Source organism: Oceaniglobus indicus, from assembly GCF_002751875.1.
Taxonomy (GTDB): Bacteria; Pseudomonadota; Alphaproteobacteria; order Rhodobacterales; family Rhodobacteraceae; genus Oceaniglobus; species Oceaniglobus indicus.
Genome location: NZ_NMZM01000007.1, coordinates 191,949 through 214,311 on the forward strand (window position 1 = coordinate 191,949; position 22,363 = coordinate 214,311).

A 22,363-nucleotide genomic window follows, 5' to 3' on the forward strand; every position below is an offset into this window, starting at 1 on the left:
CGGGTGGGTGACAGATTTTGACATCCTTTTGTGTTTCGATGAACCTGTCAACGAATCGTTGGTTCGCTGCGGGCAGATGGCACTGAAATTCGCGCGGCGAGTGCCCGTCTGCATGTCGGGGCCGCAAAACCTAAGGATCAAGGCATGAAGTTCCTCCACGTGGCTGATCTCCACCTCGACTCGCCGCTCAGGACCCAGGCGGCGCGCGACAGCGCGATGGGTGAGAGCCTGCGCGCGGCGTCGCGGCGGGTGCTGGCGCGGCTCGTCGATGCGGCCGTTTCCGAAGGCGTGGATGCCGTGCTCTTCGCCGGGGACACCTTCGATAACGACGTGGCCGACGTGGCGAGCCGCGCCGCGCTGGCGACCGAGCTTTCGCGTCTCGCCCGCGCCGGCATCCCGGCGGTCCTGATCCAGGGCAACCACGATGCGCTGCTCGACCTCGACCGCTACGGACCGGTTTCCGACGCGCTGACGGTGCTGACGCCGGATGCACCCACCTTCCGTGTCGGCGAGGCCTCGGTCCACGGCATGGGCTTCACCGCGACGCACATGGCCGAGAGCCTGCTGCCCCGCTACCCGCGCCCCGATCCAGGACGCTGGAACATCGGGCTCATGCACACCTCGCTTGACGGCGCTCCCGGGCACGATCCCTACGCCCCCTGCGCGCTGGCGGACTTGGTCGGGCATGGCTTTGATTATTGGGCGCTCGGTCACATCCACAAGCGGGCGGTGCACGAGGCCGAAGGCACGCTTGTCGTGATGCCGGGCATCCCCCAGGCGATGGTGCATCTGCATGAGGCGCAGAAGGCGCGCTCGGAGGTCGAGCAGACGGTCCTTCGCGCGGCCGAAGGTATTGCAGGCGATCCGCCTGCCGGACAGGATGCCGTCGCCGCCGCGCGGCGCCTGCACAGGGCATTGGAAGAGAGGCGGATCCGCATCTCCGAGAAAATGGTCCGCGGCCTCGAGGCGCAGAAAAAGACGAAAGAGAAAGCCCACGCCGATGCCGTGGCTGCCTACGAGGCGCGGGTTTCCGGACTTTGGTGCGCGGACTTGGGCGTCGAAAGGATACTTCGGATCGGCGACGACCTTGCCGAGCTCGCGGAGTTGCACGGGAAGGCGCGGGACCTCGACCGCCGGGTGGGCCTACTGGAAGCCGCCCGTGCAGCTTTCGACGGGCGGGCAGGAGCGCTGCGCGACAAGCTCGGGCTGCGCGAGGACAGCCCGGTGGACGAGACGCTGCGCCTCGCCCGAGAGCGCACGAAGAGCGCGGCGGAAACCGCCCGTCGGATCGAGGAGACCCGCAGGACGCGCGAAAAGGTAGAGGCGGAACGCGAGCGTCAGGCCCGCTCGGTGGAGCGAGCCGCCAAAGAGATCGCCACTGTCTTCCAGGGCCAGGAGATCGCTCCCGGGGACGCCCCGCTGCGCGCCCTGCGCCGCCTTCTGGACCGGGACGGGCTGCGCACCGAGATCGCTGAACTGAACGCAGAGCGCGCCAGGGCCGCCGAGGGGTTCGATGCCGACGCGCTATCCGCCGAGGAGGCCGAAACCGACCCGGTCCGCACCGACACTTTGCGCGAGGCCGTGGAGGATGCGGAGACGGACCGGGAGGAGGCCATCGGCCGACGGGGCGAGGCGCGGCAGGCGTTGAACGGCGCGCTCGGCACCGTCGGCGGCGTGGACCAGGGGCAAGCGCGGGCCGCCCTTCTGGAAGAGCTGCGCGAGGCCGCGCGCCGTGCCGCCGAGACCCGGATCGGCCTGATGGCGGCATCCGGAGCGCTGCGCCGTCTTCGGGAGGATCGGCGCGGCCCGATGCTTGCCTCCGCGGAACGGGCCTTCGCGCGCATGACCGGCGGGGAATGGCCGCGGTTGGAGGCGCAGCCGACGGGGGCGGGCGAGCGGCTCGTCGGCATCCGCGACGGCCAGCCGGTCGCCGCCGACGCCATGTCCACCGGCACGCGCGGCCAGCTCTACCTGGCGCTGCGGGTGGCCGGCCATGCCGATTTCACCGCCCGCTTCGGGGCGCTTCCGTTCCTGACCGACGACATCCTCGAAACCTTCGACGACACCCGCGCGGCCGCGGCCCTGTCGCTGACCGCGGAGATGGGGCGGACCGGACAGGCGATCATGTTCACCCATCACCGCCACCTCGTCCACCTGGGGCGCGATGTAAGGCGTCCTCCGAAAGCGCGAGAAGCCGCTCGGTGGTGTCCTCCAGCGTAGTTATCAGCGCGGCTTCCACCTCGTCATGAAAGCGACTCACAGCGGCTTCGTCTTCTTTGGACGGCCGCCGATATTTTCGGTTACCCATGTTGCTGACGGGCCAGCAGGGGAGCATCCTTGCCAGAATGCCTTGGCCGATCAGGAATTCGTCGCCGTAGGTGTCACGGATGAGAGTCGGCTGGAACATGAGATTGATCGTTGTTGCAGTGGGAGGCAAATAGCCGTCCCCTTCCTGCCCGGCTCGCGGACGGACGAAATAGTCGCCATCCCAGAATTTCGAGACGATGCCGCTCGTTTTCGCGCGCTGGTCCTTGGACATGGAATGACCTCCCCAGAAGCTGGCAGCTTCGTCCGTGAACCAGCCCAGAAACCCGCATCCGGACGCGATTGTCTTGAAGGCGCCCTCGATAGTTGGTTCCGTCACGAGGAAGCTCGGACAGACCGGAGCAGAAGGCTTTTCTTCTCCGCGTCCGGCGCTTGCGATTTCCGACTTGTGGCGCGCCATGGCGATCTCGTGTTCCTTCCGGAGACGCATGATCACACGGTTGACCCCGGTCTTCGCGATCTTGTCGGCGGCGCTCTTGCGCTCTCCGGATAGTGCGATCGTGACGCAGGCCACAGTTGCGGTCGCAGGCGATCCGAGAGTATCCACCTTCGCCCGGCTCCCCGCGACCAGCGAGGCCACGGATAGCACTGATTGAGCGGCAATTGCAGCCGGTCCCTGCGTCTTTCTCACGATCGCCTCGGCTGCGCTGCGGAGCTTCGGTGTCAGGCTTTCCAGCGGGAAAGCGGTGGTCGGCGGTTCCGCGTGAGGCAGCGGTACGGGCTCTTGGGGCGGAGGGGCGGTGTCGCCGGACGGGACTGAAAAGTTCGGCTTCGACGCGTTCGCGTCACCCCTGCCGACGAGGGACCTGATACGGGCAAGCATTCCTGATCTCCGTTGCTGCTCGGGTTGTGACCAGGAGATCGGTCGATCGGTTTTCCGGCGGAAACGGCAAGAAGCGGATTCTTGCGGTGGATGATGAAATTCCTGTGATAGGGCGGATGGAAGTAACTGGGTAGAACTGAAGGTGGCGTCGTGAGTTGCTACGCCGTAGCAACACGGCTCGCGAAACCCGGCGAAATAAGGCATAACCCGCCGGAATGGAGTAGTTTTGAAGCTGAACAGCCGACGGGTAAAGAATGATTAGTAAAGCAAAATCAGATGCTTGCGGTTCTTCTCGGCTTTCCGTGGCACCCATGATGGACTGGACCGACCGGCATTGCCGCATGTTTCATCGTGAGTTGTCCCGGAATGCGTTGCTTTATACCGAGATGGTGACAGCGCCGGCGTTGGTTCGCGGCGGCGCGCTGCATCTGCTTGAACATGATCCGGCAGAAGCGCCGGTTGCGTTGCAGCTTGGAGGTTCGGACCCACAGGAACTGGCGCGGGCGGCCCGCCTGGGGGCTGATGCGGGGTATGGCGAGGTGAACCTGAACTGTGGGTGTCCTTCGGACCGTGTGCAATCGGGCAGCTTTGGCGCGGTTCTGATGGAAAAGCCGGACCTTGTGGCCGATTGCGTGGCGGCGATGATCGACGCGGTGCCGGGTGATCTGCCGGTGACGGTGAAATGCCGCATCGGCGTGGATGATCAATCCCCGCACGACAGTCTGCCCGCGTTTCTGGAACGGATTGCGGCGGCCGGCGTGCGTCGCGTGCAGATCCATGCCCGCAAGGCTTGGCTGCAGGGGCTTTCGCCCAAGCAGAACCGCGATGTGCCGCCTCTGGATCACGATCTGGTCGTTGCCATGAAACAGGCGTTTCCCGACCTGCATGTTTCGATCAACGGCGGCATCGAGACGCTGGAGCAGGCGCAGGGGCTGTTGGCGCGCGGTCTGGATGGGGTGATGATCGGGCGGGCGGCCTATCATGCGCCGTTCGACATCCTGGGCGACGCCGACGCGCGGATCTTCGGTCGGCCGGCGCAGACGCGCACCCGCGCCGACGTGGCACGGGCGATGTATCCGTATATCGACGCACACCTCGGCGCCGGCGGTCGCCTCAACCAGATCACGCGGCACATGCTGGGGCTGTTCGCGGGTCAGCCGGGGGCGCGGCACTGGCGGCGGACCCTGTCCGACGGCAGCCATCGTGCCGGTGCCGGCATCGAGGTGCTTGAAGAGGCATTGCGCCGGGTGGCCGATGCCACGCCCGTGGCGGTCTAGTCCGACCCCTCGCGCCGCAGCCGGCCTGCGCGCCCGCCGCGCCGCACCTTCAGGCGCACCGCGCGCTCGGGCAGCTCGTTCATCAGCGCGCGGCGGGTTTCATTGTCGAGCTTCGACCAGGCGGCGATCTCATCGGTTGTACGATAGCAGCCGATGCAGATCCGCTCGACCGGGTGGACGACGCAGACCTTGACGCAGGGCGACAACGGTTCCTCGCGCCGCCAGATCAGATCGGGATCGATGTCTTTCATGGGCGAGGGTTTTCCTTCAGATGACGCAAACGATCCAGTGCCCCCTGGAGGATATAGCCGGCGGCGACATGATCGATGATCTCGGCGCGACGCCGACGGGACGTATCCGCCTCGATCAGGGCGCGTTCGGCGGCGACGGTGGACAGGCGTTCATCCCAGAACACCAGGGGCAGATCGCTCAGGCGTGACAGGTTGCGGGCGAAGGCCCGTGTCGCCTGGGCGCGGGGCCCTTCGCTGCCATCCATGTTGCGTGGCAGGCCCAAGACCAGACCGCCGACCTCGCGCTTCGCACAGATCTCAAGCAGGCGGGCGGCGTCCAGTGTGAACTTCTTGCGCCGGATCGTTTCGGACGGCGTGGCGATGGACCAGAGCACGTCGGAAATCGCCACACCGATGGTCTGGGTGCCGAGGTCGAGCCCGGCCAGCGGGCGCCGCGCGGGCAGGGCGGCCGCAAAGGTTTCGACGTCGTCGGTGATCATGGCTGCACTCCGGCGCGTTCGGCCGCCTCGTTGAGGGTGCGCATCGCCGCGGCATCGTCGGCAAAGACGCCGCGCGCCTCGCTCAGGATCGCGCCGGCCTGATCGTCGCGCCCCAGCACCGCAAGCGACACGATCAGGCGCACCCAATCCTCGGGCGGTCCGCCGGCATCGGCCAGGCGGGCCGACAGGTTGGCCACCATGCCTTCGATGGCGGCCTGGCGATCTTCGGCGCCAAGGGCTGCCATGGCCTCGACATCCGCAGCATCTGGGCCGCCCCGCTCGGGCTGGGTATAGCGAACGCCGGCCAAGGCGGCCAGTTCGTCGATCTGCGCGCGGATCGGTGCGATCCAGGGCGCGGTTTCGGGCCCCCGCGCCAGCAGATCGCGCCAGATCCGGAACGTCAGATCCGGCCGCCCCGTCTGGGCATGAAGCAAGCCGGTATAATATCGGGCGGTCGGCTGATGACTGTCGCGCTGCAACGCGGCGCTCAGGGCGGCTTCGGCCTCGGGCGAGACATAGCCGCCGGCGGCATAGATCAGGTATTCGGCCAGTTCGGCGTGGTCCTCGGCGGTGGCATCGGCGCCTTTCAACGCGATCACGCGGCCCTGGGCGGCGGCGGCGGCGCCGAACCTGTTCAACCCGGCCTCGTTGCGGGCCAGCAGGCGCTGGCCTTCCAGATCGTCGGGCCGCGTTTCCATCGTGGCGCGCAGCCGGTCCATCAGCGTCAGGAACGACGGGTCGGCGGTGGCGCGCGCCCGCGCTTCGGCCTCGGCGGTGATGGCGGCGGCCTCGGCTTCGGCGGCCTCCTGCCCGGGCCGCGATTGGCGCGCCTGATCCGCCATCTCGATCCGGGTCTGCAGCGGCAGATCGGGATACCCCGGCGCCCCGATCGCACCATAGATGGCCAGCCCGCCGCCGATCACCAGCGCCGTCGTTCCGGCCACGGCCAGCCATGTCGCCGGTTTCGGTGCCATCCGGGCCGGTTGCTGCGCCTTCGTGGCGCGATCGGCCTCGAGCAGGCGGCGCGACACCTCGATCCGCACGCGGGCGGCTTCGTCGGGCTCCAGCGTGCCGCGTGCCAGATCGCGGTCGATCTCGTCCAGTTGATCACGATAGATCCGCACGTCGGACGATGCGTCGACCGTGGCGCCCGCGGGCCGTGTCAGCGACAACCCGATCAGCGCGGCGACCACGCCGGCCAGCGCAATGGCTATTCCCCAGAACATCGGACCCCTTTCCGCCAATTCACCCCTATCTGCCCTGCGCGCGCGCCGAATGCCAGTGCGGCGCGGCAACCGGTCACAGCGTTTTGCACGGTGGTTGTCGCAAACCGTCGCGCAGATGCCGTTCCGTGGATGGGCCTGCCGTGATATTCGCCGCTAAGCCGGACGGGCAGGTTCCGTCCGCGCCCAAGTGAAAGGCCGCCCGTTGCAGCGCTATTCCGTCTTTGCCGTCGCCCGCGAGGCCCTGCGTTTCCACAAGGGGTGGCAGCGTGCGTGGCGATCGCCCGCGCCGAAGAAACGCTATGACGCGATCATTGTCGGGGCCGGCGGGCACGGGTTGGCGACGGCCTATTGGCTGGGCCGCAACCACGGGATCCGCAACGTGGCGATCCTTGAAAAGGGCTGGCTTGGCGGTGGCAATACCGGGCGCAACACGACGATCATCCGCTCCAACTATCTCCAGGATCCGTCGGCCGCGATCTATGAGAAATCGCGCAGCCTGTACGAGACGATGAGCCAGGATCTGAACTACAACGTGATGTTCAGCCCGCGCGGCGTCATCATGCTGGCCCAGACCCACCACGAGGTGCGCGGATACCAACGGACCGCCCACGCCAACGCGCTGCAGGGGGTGACGACCGAATTCATCGGCCCGGACAGGGTGAAGAAACTGGTGCCGATCATCAACATTCACGGCCCACGCTATCCCGTGCTGGGCGGGCTCTGGCAGGCGCGCGGCGGGACCGCCCGCCACGACGCTGTGGCCTGGGGGTATGCCCGCGCCTGTTCCGACATGGGAATGGACGTGATCCAGCAGTGCGAGGTGACGGCGATCCGCCGCGACGGTGGCCGCGTCACCGGCGTTGCCACCACCAAGGGCGACATCGCCTGCGACAAGCTGGGCCTTGTCGTGGCGGGGCATTCCGGCGTGCTGGCCGACATGGCCGGCTTCCGCCTGCCGATCGAATCCGTCGCGCTTCAGGCGCTGGTGTCCGAGCCGATCAAACCCTGCATGGACGTCGTGGTGATGGCCAATACGGTGCACGGCTACATGAGCCAGTCGGACAAGGGCGAGATGGTCATCGGCGGCGGCGCCGACGGCTACAACAACTATACCCAGCGCGGCAGCTTCCACCATATCGAGGAAACCGTGCGCGCCCTGGTCGAAACCTTTCCGATGATCTCGCGCCTCAAGATGCTGCGCCAATGGGGCGGCATCGTGGACATGACCGGTGACCGCTCGCCCATCCTGTCGAAAACACCGGTGGATGGCATCTTCGTCAACTGCGGCTGGGGCACGGGCGGGTTCAAGGCGATCCCCGGATCAGGCTGGGCCATGGCCGAGCTGATGGCCAAGGGCACATCGCCGCTGGCCGATCCATTCAGCATGTTCCGCTTCCGCGAAGGGCGCTTCATCGACGAAAGCGTCGCGGCAGGGGTGGCGCACTGATGAACTTTCTTCGGAACAACCTGACGGACCCGGCGATTGCAGTGTCACATGACATGTTCAGGAGAATTGGCGCATGGCTGAAGATAACAAATCGGGCAACGCGATGCCTTTCATCGTCGGGGGGCTGGTCGTTGCCGTGGCGGTCATTGCCTATGTCCTGTTTGCGACGGACGGCGGCGACACGGCAGGCACCGGAGGCGGCGACGTCAACGTCACTGTCGAAGGCGCCGGCGATGCGGCGGACAATGCCCCCGACGCGGTCGAAGAATCAACCGGCAACTGACGCGCGGACGTTCCGGTCGCCGGGCAATGCGGGGCGGGGGCAATCGTGCGTCCGCTCCCTTCCGCGTCTGGACATTCCATGCTGATCCTCACCTGTCCGAACTGCGGTATCGCCGCGGATGAAACCGAACTGTCCCCCGGTGGTCAGGCGCATCTGAAACGTTTCGGCCCGGGATCGGACGATTCCGATTTCGAAGGCTACCTGTTCCTGCGCGACAACCCGCGCGGCGTTCATTTCGAACGCTGGCGCCACGCCATGGGCTGTGGCAAGTGGTTTCACGCCGCGCGCTGCACCGTCACGAACGAGGTGTTCGCGACCTATTCGGCCCAGACCAGCGAACCGCCGCAGGACGTGCTGGACCGGATCACCGCCCGCCGCCCGGACTGGCAATCATGATGGCCCGACCTTTGCAATTTCTTGCTGATGGAAATGCTCACCTTCCGCCCGCCGTTGCCAAATCCGAAAGGGCCGTTCCATGAGCATCCGCCTTGCCACAGGCGGTCGCCTGATCGACCGCACGAAACCGCTGGATTTCACCTTCGACGGCAAACGGATGTCGGGCTTTGCGGGCGACACACTGGCGTCGGCGCTGCTGGCCGGGGATCGGATGCTGGTGGGCCGGTCGTTCAAATACCACCGGCCGCGCGGTGTGATCGCCAGCGGTGCGGAAGAACCCAACGGTCTTGTCACCCTCGGCAACGGCGGGCGGGCCGAACCGAACCAGCGGGTCACCACCACCGAGCTGTTCGACGGGCTGACCTGCGTGTCACAGAACCGCTGGCCGTCGCTGGACCATGACATCGGTGCGGTAAACAGTGTCCTGTCGCGGTTCCTGCCTGCCGGCTTCTATTACAAGATGTTCATGCATCCCAGATCGTTCTGGAAGCATGTCTACGAACCTGTGATCCGCGCCGCTGCCGGATTGGGTCGTCCGCCCGAGGGGCCGGATGCCGACACCTATGAACACCTGCACGCCCATGTTGATGTGGCGGTCGTGGGCGGCGGCATCGTGGGCCTTCGCGCCGCACTCACGGCGGCGCAATCCGGCCTCCGCGTGATGCTGATGGAGCAGACGGCCCATTGGGGCGGTCGCGCGCCGGTGGACGGCGACCGGATCGACGGGCAGGGCGCCGATGCCTGGATCGCCGCGACCATCGCGCAACTTGAAAAGATGGGCAACGTCACCCTGCGCCTGCGCTGCATGGGGGCCGGGGTTTACGACCACGGCTCGCTCCTGGCCTATGAGCGGCTGGGCGATCACCTGCCGCACCACAAAGGCCCCCGCCACCGTCTGTGGCGGATCCGCGCGCGCCAGATCGTGACGGCGACGGGGGCCATCGAACGGCCGCTGTCCTTTGCCTGCAACGACGTGCCGGGGGTGATGCTGGCCTCGGCCGTGCGCGACTATATCGTCAACTTCGGCGTGGCGGCGGGCGATGCGGTGGTGGTCGTGACCAACAACGACGACGCCTATCGCACCGCCTTTGCCGTGAAAGAGGCCGGGCTGGACGTGCCCGCGATCATCGACGCCCGCGCGGCGGGCGGCGCGCTGAGCGAAACCGCCCGCGCCATGGGCATCCGCGTGGAAACCGGCAAGGCAATCGCGAAGGTGCTGGGCGGCAAGCGCGTCACCGGCGTCGCGCTGTGCGCGCAGGATGGTGACGGGACTGCCATCGAAGAAATTCCCTGCACCGCGGTGGCGATGTCCGGCGGCTGGTCGCCGGTGGTGCACCTGTGGTCCCATTGCGGCGGCAAGCTGACCTGGGACGAGGCGCAGGCGCACTTTCGTCCCGACCCGTCGCATGCACCCACAGGCCAGGACGGGCAGCCCTTTGTCGTGACCGCAGGCGCGGCCAGCGGCGCGTTGTCTGCCGATGCCGCGCTGGCCGATGGCGACGCTGCCGGGCGCATCGCCGCTGCCCGCGCGCAGGGCGATCACGATACGGTCGCGGACGTGCCGGCCCCCGATCCGGGCACCGCGCCGACGCCCGTGTGGGTCATGCCGCGGAACGCGGGCGACAGGTTGCGCGCAAAGATGTGGCTGGACTTCCAGAACGACGTCAAGGTGTCCGACGTCCAACTGGCCGCGCAGGAAGGATACGAATCCGTCGAACACACCAAGCGCTATACCACCATCGGCATGGCCACGGATCAGGGCAAGCTGAGCAATATCAACGGTCTGGCGGTGCTTTCTCAATCCTTGGGCAAAAATATCCCCCAGGTCGGCACCACCACCTTCCGCCCGCCCTATACCCCGATTTCCATGGGCGCCATTGCGGGCGAGGCGCGCGGCGATCTGTTCCAGCCCCTGCGCCGCACCCCGATCCACGACTGGCACGACGCCAACAACGCCCACTGGGAACCCGTCGGCCACTGGCGCCGCCCCTATTGCTATCCGCGTCCCGGCGAGACCATCGGCGATGCGGTGAACCGCGAGGTGCTGGCGGTGCGAAAGGGTGTCGGGCTGCTCGATGCCTCGACCCTCGGCAAGATCCTGGTCAAGGGGCCGGATGCCGGGCGATTCATGGACATGATGTATACCAACATGATGTCCAACCTTGCGGTGGGCAAATGCCGCTATGGCCTGATGTGCAGCGAAAACGGCTTCCTGATGGACGATGGCGTTGTCGCGCGCCTGTCGGACGACACATGGCTGTGTCACACCACCACCGGCGGCGCGGATCATATCCATGCGCACATGGAGGAATGGCTTCAGACCGAATGGTGGGATTGGCAGGTCTATACCGCCAACCTGACGGAACATTATGCGCAGATCGCCGTCGTCGGCCCCAAGGCGCGCGAGATCCTGCAATCGCTCGGCAGCGACATCGATCTGGGCCGTGATGCCCTGCCGTTCATGCAATGGCGCGAGGGCACGCTGGCGGGAATCCCGACGCGCGTCTTCCGCATCTCGTTCTCGGGCGAGCTGAGCTTCGAGATCGCGGTGGCGGCAGGCCAGGGCCGCGCGCTGTGGGACAGGCTGCTCGAGGCCGGGCAGGGGCAGGGCATCACCCCCTACGGCACCGAGGCGTTGCATGTCCTGCGGGCCGAAAAGGGGTTCATCATGATCGGCGATGAAACCGACGGCACGGTGATCCCGCAGGATCTGAACCTGAACTGGGCAATCAGCAAGAAGAAGGACGATTTCATCGGCAAGCGCGCCCAGGAGCGGTCGCACATGACCGACCCCGCCCGCTGGAAACTGGTGGGGCTGGAGACGACCGACGGATCGGTCCTGCCCGATGGCGCCTATGCCACCCGCGAGGGGCTGAACGCCAACGGCCAGCGCAACACCGAGGGGCGCGTCACCTCGACCTATTACTCGCCAACACTGAAACGGGGCATCGCCATGGGGTTGGTGCACGCCGGACCGGATCGGATGGGCGAGATGCTGCGCTTTGCCAAGGTCGACGGCACGGCGGTGCACGCCCGCGTCTGCGACCCGGTGTTCTATGACAAGGAAGGCAAGCAGCAGGATGTCTGACCCCGTCACCCCCCTGAACCACGCCCGCTTCGACGGCTATGTGACGATCGCGGAAGCCGGCCCGACGGGGATGATCACGCTGCGCGGCGATCTGGCCGATCCGCACCTGTCCGAAACCTTGCACGGCGTCATCGGCGCAGGCGTGCCCGCCAGGGGCCGGGCCGAGGTCATTGGCGACAACACGATCTGTTGGATGTCGCCCGATGAGTTGTTGCTGATGGCGCCGCGCAGCTATGTCCCGGACGCACTGGCCCGGATCGCAAGCGCCATGGGCGACCGCCACCACCTTGCCGCCGACGTATCCGACGCCCGCGCGATGATCCGCCTGCAAGGACGCGCCCTGCGCGAAGTTCTGGCCAAGCTGTCGCCGGCCGACCTGTCGCCCGCGGCCTCCCCGCCGGGCACGATCCGGCGCACCCGCTTGGCGCAGGTGCCGGCGGCGATCCTGTTCCAGGGGCCGGATCGGGCCGATGTGCTTTGCTTTCGCTCGGTTGCGCGATATGTCTTCGGATTGCTGTCGAATGCCGCCCGGCCGGGCAGCGAGGTGCACCGGACCGCCGGAGCCGGCAATCCGGAACAATAGCAGGGCTGGACCGTTGCACAGTGTAAGACTTGACGCCGCGGGGCGACCGGAGCAGGTATCAAGCGTCGAATGACATATCAACAAAGGGGTATCCCATGACCTTCCAACTTCCCGATCTTCCCTATGCCCACGACGCGCTGGCCGCCAAGGGCATGTCGAAAGAGACGCTGGAATACCATCACGACATCCACCACAACGCCTATGTCACCAACGGCAACAAGGCGATCGAGGGGACGGAATGGGCCGGCAAGTCGCTGGAAGAGATCATCAAGGGCACGTACGACAAATCCGCCGTTGCGCAGTCAGGCATCTTCAACAACATCTCGCAGCTCTGGAACCACAACCAGTTCTGGGAAATGATGTCGCCGGACGACAAGAAAATGCCGTCCGAGCTTGAAAAGGCCCTGACCGACAGTTTCGGTTCGGTCGACAAGTTCAAGGAAGAATTCTCCGCCGCCGGTGGCGGTCAATTCGGTTCGGGCTGGGCCTGGCTGGTCAAGGACAAGGACGGCTCGCTGAAGGTCACCAAGACCGAAAACGGCGTCAACCCGCTGTGCTTCGATCAAACCGCCTTGCTGGGGTGCGACGTGTGGGAACATTCCTATTACATCGACTTCCGCAACAAACGCCCGGCCTATCTGACCAACTTCCTCGACAACTTGGTCGACTGGGAAAATGTCGCATCGCGCATGTGATCCGGCGCTCCGAGATATCCGGCCGTCCCGCGCGGGACGGCCGTTTTTTCTTGAGTATTTAGAGCAAGAAAAAGCTGCGAAACGGTCGAGCGCCTGATCGACCTTGCCTGCATGCGATGGCTTTTTCTTGCTCTAAATACTCCGGGGTCCGGGGCAGCGCCCCGGGTTCTTGCGCAGCAGCGGGCGCCGCTCGCTGGATTCAGGTGATCGCCGTTACAAATCCCTTCACAGATCTTCGTTGAACTCTTCGCACAGGTTGGTGACGACGGCGCGCAGGGCCTCGTCATGGGTTGCGCCGTTTTCCATGGCGTGGCGGTGCACCGCGCGTTGCCGTTCGGCGCTGGTGCCGGTCGTCACCATGGCGCGGGCGGCTTCGACCTCGCGCAGACAGTGCAGGGCCTCGGCGTCTTCCTGGACCAACGCGATGATCTCGTCGAGCAGATCGGCATAATCGATGACCCTGCCGCGGCCCAGGTCGATCAGGCCGTCGGTGGTGCCATAGCGTTGCGCACGCCAGCGGTTCTCGCCGATCAGGAACCGGTCATAGACGCGCCAGCGCTGGTTGTTGCAACGCAGCCGCCACAGCATCCGGAACAGGCATTGCGTCAGCGCCGCAATCGACAGCGCCTCTTCGATTCGGGGCGACACGTCGCAGATCCGTGTCTCGAGCGTCGGATAGGCGTTGGACGGCCGCAGATCCCACCACACCATCGAGCTGTCTTCGATCAGACCGGCATGGACGATGGTCTGAACGGACCGCTGGAACTCCGAAAAGGATGTGAACGCGGGGGGCAGGCCGGTGCGCGGCATGTTGTCGAAGACCGATACCCGGTAACTGGCCAGCCCGGTGTCGTGCCCCTGCCAGAACGGAGATGACGTCGACAGCGCCAGAAGGTGCGGCAGGAAATAGCGCGCCTGGTTCATCAGGTCGATCCGCAGGTCGGGATCCTCGATCCCGATGTGCACGTGCATTCCGCAGATCAGCATCCGACGGGCGACGCCGGCAAGGCTGGATTCCAGGGCGGCATAGCGGTCGCGGTCGCGCAGGCGCTGGTCCTGCCAGCGCGCCCAGGGGTGACAGGCGGCGGCCATCGGCAGCAACCCGTGATGCGCGGCCTCGTCGCGGATCAGCCGGCGCAGGCAGCGCAGATCGTCGCGGGCGGCCGAGATGTCGGCGCAGATGGTCGTTCCGACCTCGACCTGGCATTGCAGGAACTCGGGGCTGACCTGGCCTTCGCGCCGGTTGCGACAGGTTTCGATCAGCGCCTCGGGGGCGGCGGCCAGGGCGCCGGTGTCGGCATCGACAAGCAGGTATTCCTCTTCGATGCCCAGCGTGAAGTCAGGTTCGATCATGTCCCGATAGTGGCGCCGCCCACGGGCAAAGGGAACCGAAAAGCGGTTCGTCAAACCGAATTGTCCGATCGGCGGATTTTTGCGTTCCGCCCGTGGCCGAGTTGCGTTAGCATGACACCAACGGTCGTCAAAAGACCGAGAAGGCAGAGCAGTCGATGATACAGTTACGGACCCTGGCGGCGGCCCTTGCGGCCGGTTTGACGCTTATGGCGCCCATGGCGCGCGCCCAGGACACGTTGGGCGCGATGGCGCGGCCCATCGTCGAAGAGTCGGACATTGCCGATTTCGGCGCGAACCTGCAGATCACCCTGGCGCTGAGCCAGCCGGTGCCGTTCCGCATCTTCACCCTCGACACGCCACGCCGCCTGGTGATCGATTTCTCGGTCGTCGACTGGGCCGGACAGGACGTGGCATCGATCGACCGCAGCGATATCGTGACCTCGGTGCTCAGCGGACCGTTCCGGCGCGGCTGGTCGCGGCTGGTTCTGGGCCTCGATGCGCCGATGATGATCGAAACCGCGGGACTGGCCACGGGCGAGGCTGACGGCGGCGCCACTTTGAAGGTTCAGCTTGCGCCGGGCGATGCCGCGTCGTTTGCCGCCAATGCCGGTGCGCCGGAAGGGGCCGTGCTGACCTTGCCCGCCCCGGCCGAGGTGACGCCGGCACCGGCGCGCCAGACGGGCGACAGGCCGGTGATGGTGATGCTGGATCCGGGTCACGGAGGGCTTGATCCGGGCGCCGAGGTCGATGGCATCGTCGAGGCCGACCTGATGTTGCAGTTTGCACGGGATCTGCGCGCCGTGCTGGAAGCGGACGGGCGTTTCAGCGTGACGATGACCCGCGACGATGACACCTTCGTGCCGCTTGAAACCCGCGTGTCGCTGGCGCGGGCGGCTGGTGCCGACGCGTTCCTGTCGCTGCATGCCGATGTGGTCGCGGAAGGGCGGGCGTCGGGCGCCACGGTCTATACCCTGTCGCAGGAAGCATCGAACGAAGCATCGCGCGTCCTGGCCGAACGTCATGATCGTGCCGATCTGCTGGCGGGACTGGACCTTTCCGGCCATGATGACGTGGTGGCGGGGGTCTTGATGGACATGGCCCGTCTGAACACCACGCCCCGCTCCGACCGCCTGGCGCGCGCCTTGGTGCGCGAGTTGGGCCAGCACACCGGCGATCTGCACAAACGGCCGCGGCTGCGGGCCGGGTTTTCGGTGCTGAAGGCGCCGGATATTCCTTCGGTGCTGGTCGAACTGGGGTTTCTGTCGTCGGACCGCGACCGCGCCAACCTGACCGATCCGGCCTGGCGGCGCCGCGCGGCCGAGGGCATCCGCGATGCGCTGGCGGATTGGGCCGAGGCCGACGCCGCGGAAGCGCGCCAGTTGCGCCAGTGAGGCGCGCGCCGGGCATCGCCAAAACGTGACCGGCCACGGCACCGATTTCCGCCCATCGTGACGCGTCGTGATTTTGACCCCGCCCGCCGCGTGGTCTATGAAGGTTCAATCGCGTTAGGGAGCCTGTCATGGTCCGCTTCATCCTGTCCTTCTTCGGTGCCATCTTCAGCTGGATCACCATCGGAGCCCTGTTCGCGGCGCTGACCATCGGTGCGATCTTCTGGATGTATTCCCGCGACCTGCCAAACACCGATCAGCTGGCGAAATACGCGCCGCCCACGATCAGCAGGATCTATTCGGCCGAAGGCCGCATCATCGATGAATTCGCCGAGGAACGGCGCCTGTTCGCCCCGGCGTCCGAGATCCCCGACCTGGTGAAGAACGCCTTCATTTCGGCGGAGGACAAGAACTTCTACACCCACCGCGGATACGATCCGCGGGGCATGGTGGCGGCGGCGATCACGGCCGCAAAGGGCGGTGCGCTGCGCGGTGCGTCGACCATCACCCAGCAGGTGATGAAGAACTTTCTTCTGGGCGGCGAACGGTCGGCGGAACGCAAGGTCAAGGAATTGATCCTGGCCAGCCGGATCGAAGGCACACTGCCCAAGGACAAGATCCTCGAGCTTTACCTGAACGAAATCTTCCTCGGTCAGAATTCGTTCGGTGTGGCGGCGGCGGCGCAGACCTATTTCAACAAGACCCTATCCGATCTGAAGCCCGAGGAAGCCGCCTATCTGGCCGCGCTGCCCAAGGCGCCGTCGACCTATCATCCGGTGCGCGCCAAGGAGCGCGCGATCAGCCGGCGCAATTTCGTTCTGCGCGAGATGTTCGAGAACGGATACATCACCGAGGACGAATACCGCACCGCCCGGGTCGAGCCGCTGCGCACGGTGCAGAACGGCGATTACGAATCGTTCAAGTCGTCGCTGCCCGACCGGGATTATTTCACCGACGAGATCCGCCGCCAGCTGTCGGAAGACTTTGGCGAGGGCGAGTTCTTTTCCGGTGGTCTGACCGTGCGCGCCACGGTCGATCCCGAATTGCAACACGAGGCGGCCGATGCGCTGCGCCTCGCGCTGGAAACCTATGACCGGGGCCTGGGCATCTGGCGCGGCACCGGCAAGAGCATCGATCCCGCCAAGCTGGGCACCCAGGACGAATGGCGCGCGGCCTTGGCCGACGTGCGGGTGTCGCGCGACGTCGATCTGGAAAACACCTGGTATCCGGCCGTAGTGCTGGAAGTCGGAGACACCTCGGCGCGGATCGGGATCGAGGACGTCGAAGAGGACGCCGACGGTCACTGGATCGAACCCAAGGACGTGCAATGGGCGCGTCCGCGGCTGGACAATGGCAAGCTGGGCGATCGCGCGCAGGTGGCGGGTGACCTGCTGGATGTGGGCGACGTGGTGCTGGTGCGCCGGATGACGTCGGATTCCGATGGCTCGTTCATCCGCTGGACCCTGCGCCAGATCCCAGCGGTGCAGGGCGCCTTCATGGCGATGGACGTGCACACCGGCCGGGTGCTGGCGATGCAGGGCGGGTTTTCGTATCAGCATTCGGTGTTCAACCGCGCCACGCAGGCCACGCGCCAACCCGGATCGTCGTTCAAGCCCTTCGTCTATGCCGCCGCGCTGGATTCCGGGTTCAGCCCGGCCACCATCGTGGTCGACGCCCCGATCGAGATCAACACGCCCCAGGGGTTGTGGCGGCCCAAGAACTATTCCAACCGCTTTTACGGCCCGACCCCCCTCAGGACCGGGATCGAGCAGTCGCGCAACCTGATGACCGTGCGCCTGGCCGAGGAGATCGGCATGGACACCGTCGCGCGCTATGCCGAGAAATTCGGCGTCTACGACAGCATGGGCCGGTTCCTGGCCAATGCGCTGGGGGCCGAGGAAACCACCCTGTTCAAGATGGTCGCGGCCTATTCGATGTTTGCCAACGGCGGCGAACGGGTCGAACCGACGCTGGTCGACCGGGTGCAGGACCGCTATGGCGCGACCGTCTACAAGCATGACCAGCGCGCCTGTCCCGAATGCCAGGTCGCGTCGCTGTCGCCCGGTGCCTCGCCGGCCATCACGTCGAACCGCGAGCGGGTGATGGACGCGATCACCGCCTATCAGTTGACGTCGATGATGCGCGGCGTCGTCGAACGCGGCACCGCCCGCGGCAAGATCAACCTGGGCGTTCCGGTCGCCGGCAAGACCGGCACGACCAACGATGAAAAGGATGCCTGGTTCGTCGGCTTCACCTCGAACATCGCGGCGGGCTGTTACATCGGTTACGACCGGCCGCGTCCCATGGGCCGGTCCGGGTCGGGTGGCGGGCTGTGCGCGCCGGTGTTCGACCAGTTCATGCAGGTCGCCACCCGCAAGTATGGCGGTGGTCCCTTCGCGGTGCCGCCGGGCGGCGAATTCATCAACATCGACCGCTTCACGGGCGCCCGTCTGTCGGCGAATGCCACGGGTGACAACGTGATCGCCGAGTATTTCCGCATCGGCGAGGAGCCGGTGTTCGGCGTGGCCTTCGACGGCGGTTTCGCCATGGGCGCCAACCTGCCGCTGTTCTCGTCCGGCGAGGGGTCGGAGGAGGGGGTCAACGTGCGCACCTCGGACGGCAACGTGGCCAAGATTCCCAAGAACCGCGCCAGTTTCGGGTCGCTGTCATCGGGCGGGCTATATTGACGCGCGCCGCCGTGCCGCTTGCCCATCGCGCGGCGCGTTGGTAACAGCAGGAACGGAAAACACACCAGAACAGGACGGTTATGCGCGCGGAAGCACAGAACACGGTCGAGGCGATCCGAAAATCGCTGCACCTTCTGGGGCAGCGGATGGACGTCGAAACCGCGCCTCACCGGTTGGAGGAATTCAACGCGATGGTCGAGGATCCGGGCCTGTGGGACGATCCCGACAAGGCCCAGAAACTGATGCGTGACCGGCAGATGCTGGTCGATGCCATGACCCGCTATGACACGATGAGCCAGGAGCTCTCGGACAATATCGAGCTGATCGAACTGGGCGAGATGGAGGACGACCAGGAGGTCGTCGCCGAAGCCGAACGGGCGCTGAAAACGCTGGCCAGCCGCGCCGGCGAGGCCGAGATCGAGGCGCTGTTGAACGGCGAAGCCGACGGCAACGATACGTTCCTCGAAATCAATTCGGGCGCCGGGGGCACCGAATCCTGTGACTGGGCGTCGATGCTGGCGCGCATGTATGTCCGCTGGGCCGAAAAGAAGGGCTATAAGGTCGAACTTCAATCGGAAAGCCCGGGCGACGAGGCGGGGATCAAGTCGGCCTCCTACAAAATTTCCGGCCCCAACGCCTATGGCTGGCTGAAGGGCGAATCCGGGGTTCACCGGCTGGTGCGCATTTCCCCCTATGACAGCGCGGCACGGCGGCACACGTCGTTTTCGTCGGTTTGGGTCTATCCCGTGGTCGATGACAACATCGAAATCGAGGTCGCGCCGAACGACATCCGGCTGGACACCTATCGATCATCCGGTGCGGGCGGCCAGCACGTCAACACCACCGACTCGGCCGTGCGGATCACCCACCTGCCGACGGGGATCGTCGTCACCAGTTCCGAAAAGTCGCAGCACCAGAACCGCGACATCGCCATGAAGGCCCTGAAATCGCGGCTTTACCAGATGGAACTGGAACGGCGCAATTCGGCCATCAACGAAGCCCACGAGAACAAGGGCGACGCCGGTTGGGGCAACCAGATCCGATCCTATGTGCTGCAACCTTACCAGATGGTGAAGGATCTGCGCACGAACGTCGAGACATCCGACTCCCAAGGCGTGCTGGACGGGGATCTGGACCGCTTCATGGCGGCGACCCTTGCCATGGACCTGACCGGGAAAAGCCGGGCGGAGGCCAACACCGACGACTGACCGCGCCCGCGATACTCTTCTTCCCGCCACCTGATACGGACATGCCATGGCACCAAAGCCGGAAATCGCCACCCTGCGCCTTGCCGATCTGACCGATGCTCTTGTCCAAGGCGCGCGCGACTTTCGGGCGGCCCCGATGTTCGGGCTGTTTTTCGGCGGTTTCTATGCCTTCGGCGGATTGCTTCTGGTGCTGCTCGGGGCGGGAACGGTGTGGTGGACCCTGGCGATATCGCTGGGCTTTCCGCTGATCGCGCCCTTTGCCGCGGTCGGGCTGTATGATGTCAGCCGGCACCTGGAAAAGGGCGAGCCCCTGGGATGGGGCAGTGTTCTGGGCAATGTCTGGGCCGAACGCAGCCGCCAGATCCCGCTGATCGGCGCGCTGATCGTCATCTATTTCCTGTTCTGGACGTTCCTTGCGCACATGATCTTTGCGCTGTTCATGGGGCTGAGCACGATGACGAACGTTCAGACCTCCTATGAGGTGTTCCTGACCTCGAACGGGTTGGCCATGATCGCGACCGAATTTGCCGTCGGCGGTGTGCTGGCCTTCCTACTGTTTTCGCTGACCGCCATCAGCCTGCCGATGCTGCTGGACCGCGAGATCGACTTCGTGACGGCGATGATCCTCAGCGTCCGTTCGGTCATCGGCAACCTTGGCGTGATGCTGGTCTGGGGGATTTCGGTCGCGGTGCTGTCCTTGCTGGGCATGGTCCCGGCGTTCCTGGGCCTTTGCGTCATTTTCCCGGTGCTTGGACATGCCACCTGGCATCTTTATCGACGCACCGTGATCTGGCCCGTCGCACAGGACACGCCGCACACCACCAACGGCTGACCGGCATCGGCAGTCTTGCAACAGCAACGGGCGCCGGTGCACTGTGCGCCAGGCGAAACAGGGAGAGGATGGCAATGGCCACCGGAATGGAAGGGGCCATCGGCCCGGTGGCGGCATTCGCCCTTGTCGGCGTTCTGGGCGTCGGTGCGCAATGGGTCGCCTGGAAGCTGCGCCTGCCGGCCATCGTGCTGATGCTGGCGGCCGGTCTGATCGCGGGGCCGGTGACCGGCATCTTCGATCCCGACCGCGATATCGGCCCGCTGACCGGACCGATGATATCCCTGGCCGTGGCAGTGATCCTGTTCGAGGGCGGTCTGACGCTGAACCTGCAATCGCTGCGCGATGCCGCCGAGGGCGTCAAGCGCCTGGTGTTCATCGGCGCGCCGCTCGGCTGGCTGTTGTCGACGCTGGCGCTGAAATTCGGCGCCGGCCTGTCGTGGGAAAGCTCGACCGTGTTCGGCGGTCTGATGATCGTCACTGGGCCCACCGTCATCGCGCCTCTGTTGCGCACCGCGCGCCTGTCGCGCCGTCCCGCCGCCCTGTTGCAATGGGAGGCGATCCTGAACGATCCCATCGGCGCGCTGGCGGCGGTGCTGGCGTTTTCCGTCGTTCTGGTGCTGAACGCCGGGGATACGGCGGGTGGCGCGGCGGTGGAATTCGTTCTTGGTCTCGGGTTGGCGGGTGTTCTGGGGTTCGCTGCCGGGTGGGGGCTGGCCTATGCGTACAAGCGGGCGATGGTGCCGGAATACATGAAGGTGCCGGCGCTGTTCGTGTCGATCCTGGGGGTCTTCGCGCTCAGCGATGCGATGCTGCATGAAAGCGGGCTGCTGGGCGTCACCGTCATGGGCGTCGTGATCGCCAATTCGAACCTCGCGTCCTTTTCAGACCTGCGCCGGTTCAAGGAGCAGGCGACGATTTTGCTCGTGTCGGGGGTGTTCATCCTGCTGGCGGCCTCGCTGGATTTCTCGCAACTGGCGCGGCTGGACTGGCGCGCGCTCGTGTTCGTGGCACTGGTCGTGCTGGCGGTGCGTCCGCTGACCGTGCTGGTGGCATTGGCGTCGACCAAGGTGCCGTTCAAGGAACGGCTTCTGGTGGCCTTCACCGGCCCGCGTGGTGTGGTCCTGGTGGCGGTGGCCGGACTTTTCGGCACGCGCCTGGCGGATCTTGGCGTTGCCGACGGCGGCCTGATCGGTCCCATCGCGTTCGTTCTGGTGGCGGCCACGGTGGTCGTCCATGGCTTCACGCTTGCGCCCTTTGCCCGGGCGCTTGGCCTGGTGGCCTCGGGCACGCCCGGTGTGATGATCCTGGGCGGCTCGCACTGGAGTGTCGGGCTGGCCGAGGCGCTGAAGGAACAGGAGGTTCCGGTGATGATCGCCGATACCAACCGCTCGCGCCTGACCCGTGCGCGGGCCGCCGGGATCGAGACGTTCTTTGGCGACATCCTGTCGGAAGCGGCCGAACACCGGGTCGAGCTGAACGCCTTTTCAACGGTGATCGCCGCCACCGACAACGACGCCTACAACACCCTTGTCGCGACCGAACTGGCGCCGGAATTCGGGCGCGAGCATGTGTATCAGCTGGGCCGCGAGAAAAGCGAATTCGCGCGCTATCAACTGCCCCCCACATTGGGCGGGCGGCTGTTGGCGGATGGTGCCACCTATGAGGCACTGAACGCCAAAGTCTGGCGCAAGTGGCGCTTCTCGGTCACCACCCTGAGCGAGGAATTCACGCTGGAGGATTGGCGCGCGCGCCGCCCCGACGCGGTTCTGCTGGGCCACATCGACGGGCAGGGCGCGTTCCGTCCGCTGGGCCAGAAACAGCAGGAGGCGTTCGAGGGCGAACCGGATCTGCGGCTGGTTGCCATGGTGCCGGATGCCGGCGACGATGTCTCGGCCGCCGCCTGATCGGCCCGCTGCCGGGTAACGGGCAGGGGGAAGCGAAGCGCCAGGCGCCGTGGCGCGGGTCTGACAGGCGCAGATAGGGCCTGTGCCGCCTGCGGGATCACGGTCTTCGGTGGAAAGC

Annotated in this window: 18 protein-coding genes; 13 read left to right on the forward strand and 5 right to left on the reverse strand. The window is 66.0% G+C overall.

The genetic code is table 11. The features are described 5' to 3' along the window. Positions 1-144 precede the first annotated feature (144 nt). Positions 145-2,220: a metallophosphoesterase gene (locus tag CFP68_RS12705; RefSeq protein ID WP_099827305.1), complete on the forward strand. Its 2,076-nt coding sequence runs from the start codon at positions 145-147 to the stop codon at positions 2,218-2,220. Here CFP68_RS12705 and CFP68_RS12710 read toward each other — a convergent pair. Next, positions 2,129-3,148, reverse strand: a complete 1,020-nt coding sequence (locus tag CFP68_RS12710; RefSeq protein ID WP_158234170.1) for a DUF3987 domain-containing protein — start codon at positions 3,146-3,148, stop codon at positions 2,129-2,131. The two genes, CFP68_RS12705 and CFP68_RS12710, sit on opposite strands and share 92 nt — an antisense overlap. A 254-nt stretch (positions 3,149-3,402) precedes the next feature. Between CFP68_RS12710 and dusA the strand changes: the two genes are divergently transcribed. Next, on the forward strand, positions 3,403-4,425 hold the full coding sequence (gene dusA / locus CFP68_RS12715; protein ID WP_099827307.1) for a tRNA dihydrouridine(20/20a) synthase DusA: 1,023 nt from the start codon (positions 3,403-3,405) through the stop codon (positions 4,423-4,425). On the opposite strand, the gene CFP68_RS12720 is transcribed toward dusA, so the two are convergent. From CFP68_RS12720 to ccmI, 3 genes are read right to left on the reverse strand one after another with little or no spacing between them, the layout of a single operon-like run. Further along, positions 4,422-4,676 carry a DUF1289 domain-containing protein gene (locus CFP68_RS12720; protein ID WP_099827308.1) on the reverse strand — a complete coding sequence of 85 codons (255 nt, stop codon included), beginning with the start codon at positions 4,674-4,676 and terminating at the stop codon, positions 4,422-4,424. The genes dusA and CFP68_RS12720 overlap by 4 nt on opposite strands. Then, positions 4,673-5,155, reverse strand: a complete 483-nt coding sequence (ruvX, locus tag CFP68_RS12725; RefSeq protein ID WP_099827309.1) for a Holliday junction resolvase RuvX — start codon at positions 5,153-5,155, stop codon at positions 4,673-4,675. The genes CFP68_RS12720 and ruvX overlap by 4 nt, the downstream gene beginning before the upstream one ends. Continuing rightward, a complete protein-coding gene (gene ccmI / locus CFP68_RS12730; protein WP_099827310.1) occupies positions 5,152-6,381 on the reverse strand; it encodes a c-type cytochrome biogenesis protein CcmI in 1,230 nt (409 codons plus the stop codon). The genes ruvX and ccmI overlap by 4 nt, the downstream gene beginning before the upstream one ends. A 202-nt stretch (positions 6,382-6,583) precedes the next feature. On the opposite strand from ccmI, the gene CFP68_RS12735 reads away from it, so the two are divergent. From CFP68_RS12735 to CFP68_RS12760, 6 genes are all read left to right on the forward strand, one after another. Next, a complete protein-coding gene (locus CFP68_RS12735; protein ID WP_099827311.1) occupies positions 6,584-7,828 on the forward strand; it encodes a sarcosine oxidase subunit beta family protein in 1,245 nt (414 codons plus the stop codon). Positions 7,829-7,901: 73 nt separating this feature from the next. Continuing rightward, positions 7,902-8,111: a hypothetical protein gene (locus CFP68_RS12740; protein WP_099827312.1), complete on the forward strand. Its 210-nt coding sequence runs from the start codon at positions 7,902-7,904 to the stop codon at positions 8,109-8,111. Between the two features lie 78 nt (positions 8,112-8,189). Further along, positions 8,190-8,507 carry a sarcosine oxidase subunit delta gene (locus CFP68_RS12745; protein ID WP_099827313.1) on the forward strand — a complete coding sequence of 106 codons (318 nt, stop codon included), beginning with the start codon at positions 8,190-8,192 and terminating at the stop codon, positions 8,505-8,507. Positions 8,508-8,586: 79 nt separating this feature from the next. Then, complete coding sequence (locus tag CFP68_RS12750) at positions 8,587-11,595, forward strand: sarcosine oxidase subunit alpha family protein (RefSeq protein WP_099827314.1); 3,009 nt, start codon at positions 8,587-8,589, stop codon at positions 11,593-11,595. Next, positions 11,588-12,178: a sarcosine oxidase subunit gamma gene (locus CFP68_RS12755; protein ID WP_099827315.1), complete on the forward strand. Its 591-nt coding sequence runs from the start codon at positions 11,588-11,590 to the stop codon at positions 12,176-12,178. The genes CFP68_RS12750 and CFP68_RS12755 overlap by 8 nt, the downstream gene beginning before the upstream one ends. Before the next feature lie 95 nt (positions 12,179-12,273). Then, positions 12,274-12,873, forward strand: coding sequence for a superoxide dismutase (locus CFP68_RS12760; protein WP_099827316.1), 600 nt, complete (start codon positions 12,274-12,276; stop codon positions 12,871-12,873). Between the two features lie 225 nt (positions 12,874-13,098). On the opposite strand, the gene CFP68_RS12765 is transcribed toward CFP68_RS12760, so the two are convergent. Next, entirely contained in the window at positions 13,099-14,226 is a 1,128-nt protein-coding gene (locus tag CFP68_RS12765) for a carboxylate-amine ligase (RefSeq protein ID WP_099827317.1), read from the reverse strand. A 155-nt stretch (positions 14,227-14,381) separates the two neighbouring features. Between CFP68_RS12765 and CFP68_RS12770 the strand changes: the two genes are divergently transcribed. The 5 genes from CFP68_RS12770 to CFP68_RS12790 all read left to right on the forward strand — a co-directional run bounded on the left by CFP68_RS12770 (position 14,382) and on the right by CFP68_RS12790 (position 22,245). Further along, positions 14,382-15,617 carry an N-acetylmuramoyl-L-alanine amidase gene (locus CFP68_RS12770; RefSeq protein WP_099827318.1) on the forward strand — a complete coding sequence of 412 codons (1,236 nt, stop codon included), beginning with the start codon at positions 14,382-14,384 and terminating at the stop codon, positions 15,615-15,617. A gap of 128 nt (positions 15,618-15,745) precedes the next feature. Continuing rightward, complete coding sequence (locus CFP68_RS12775; protein WP_099827319.1) at positions 15,746-18,301, forward strand: penicillin-binding protein 1A; 2,556 nt, start codon at positions 15,746-15,748, stop codon at positions 18,299-18,301. Between the two features lie 80 nt (positions 18,302-18,381). Next, positions 18,382-19,509, forward strand: a complete 1,128-nt coding sequence (prfB, locus tag CFP68_RS12780) for a peptide chain release factor 2 (protein WP_099827320.1) — start codon at positions 18,382-18,384, stop codon at positions 19,507-19,509. A gap of 46 nt (positions 19,510-19,555) precedes the next feature. After that, complete coding sequence (locus tag CFP68_RS12785) at positions 19,556-20,341, forward strand: DUF2189 domain-containing protein (RefSeq protein WP_099827321.1); 786 nt, start codon at positions 19,556-19,558, stop codon at positions 20,339-20,341. Between the two features lie 74 nt (positions 20,342-20,415). After that, positions 20,416-22,245, forward strand: coding sequence for a cation:proton antiporter (locus CFP68_RS12790; protein ID WP_099827322.1), 1,830 nt, complete (start codon positions 20,416-20,418; stop codon positions 22,243-22,245). Positions 22,246-22,363: the final 118 nt, after the last annotated feature.

Excerpts from the sequence above, each read along its gene's own strand:
- CFP68_RS12705 (WP_099827305.1), top strand. The coding sequence starts at position 145 with ATGAAGTTCCTCCACGTGGCTGATCTCCACCTCGACTCGCCGCTCAGG.
- CFP68_RS12785 (WP_099827321.1), top strand. The coding sequence starts at position 19,556 with ATGGCACCAAAGCCGGAAATCGCCACCCTGCGCCTTGCCGATCTGACC.
- CFP68_RS12710 (WP_158234170.1), bottom strand. The coding sequence starts at position 3,148 with ATGCTTGCCCGTATCAGGTCCCTCGTCGGCAGGGGTGACGCGAACGCG.
- CFP68_RS12775 (WP_099827319.1), top strand. The coding sequence starts at position 15,746 with ATGGTCCGCTTCATCCTGTCCTTCTTCGGTGCCATCTTCAGCTGGATC.
- CFP68_RS12750 (WP_099827314.1), top strand. The coding sequence starts at position 8,587 with ATGAGCATCCGCCTTGCCACAGGCGGTCGCCTGATCGACCGCACGAAA.
- ccmI (WP_099827310.1), bottom strand. The coding sequence starts at position 6,381 with ATGTTCTGGGGAATAGCCATTGCGCTGGCCGGCGTGGTCGCCGCGCTG.
- CFP68_RS12740 (WP_099827312.1), top strand. The coding sequence starts at position 7,902 with ATGGCTGAAGATAACAAATCGGGCAACGCGATGCCTTTCATCGTCGGG.
- CFP68_RS12790 (WP_099827322.1), top strand. The coding sequence starts at position 20,416 with ATGGCCACCGGAATGGAAGGGGCCATCGGCCCGGTGGCGGCATTCGCC.
- CFP68_RS12765 (WP_099827317.1), bottom strand. The coding sequence starts at position 14,226 with ATGATCGAACCTGACTTCACGCTGGGCATCGAAGAGGAATACCTGCTT.
- ruvX (WP_099827309.1), bottom strand. The coding sequence starts at position 5,155 with ATGATCACCGACGACGTCGAAACCTTTGCGGCCGCCCTGCCCGCGCGG.
- CFP68_RS12760 (WP_099827316.1), top strand. The coding sequence starts at position 12,274 with ATGACCTTCCAACTTCCCGATCTTCCCTATGCCCACGACGCGCTGGCC.
- dusA (WP_099827307.1), top strand. The coding sequence starts at position 3,403 with ATGATTAGTAAAGCAAAATCAGATGCTTGCGGTTCTTCTCGGCTTTCC.
- CFP68_RS12770 (WP_099827318.1), top strand. The coding sequence starts at position 14,382 with ATGATACAGTTACGGACCCTGGCGGCGGCCCTTGCGGCCGGTTTGACG.
- CFP68_RS12755 (WP_099827315.1), top strand. The coding sequence starts at position 11,588 with ATGTCTGACCCCGTCACCCCCCTGAACCACGCCCGCTTCGACGGCTAT.
- prfB (WP_099827320.1), top strand. The coding sequence starts at position 18,382 with ATGCGCGCGGAAGCACAGAACACGGTCGAGGCGATCCGAAAATCGCTG.
- CFP68_RS12720 (WP_099827308.1), bottom strand. The coding sequence starts at position 4,676 with ATGAAAGACATCGATCCCGATCTGATCTGGCGGCGCGAGGAACCGTTG.
- CFP68_RS12745 (WP_099827313.1), top strand. The coding sequence starts at position 8,190 with ATGCTGATCCTCACCTGTCCGAACTGCGGTATCGCCGCGGATGAAACC.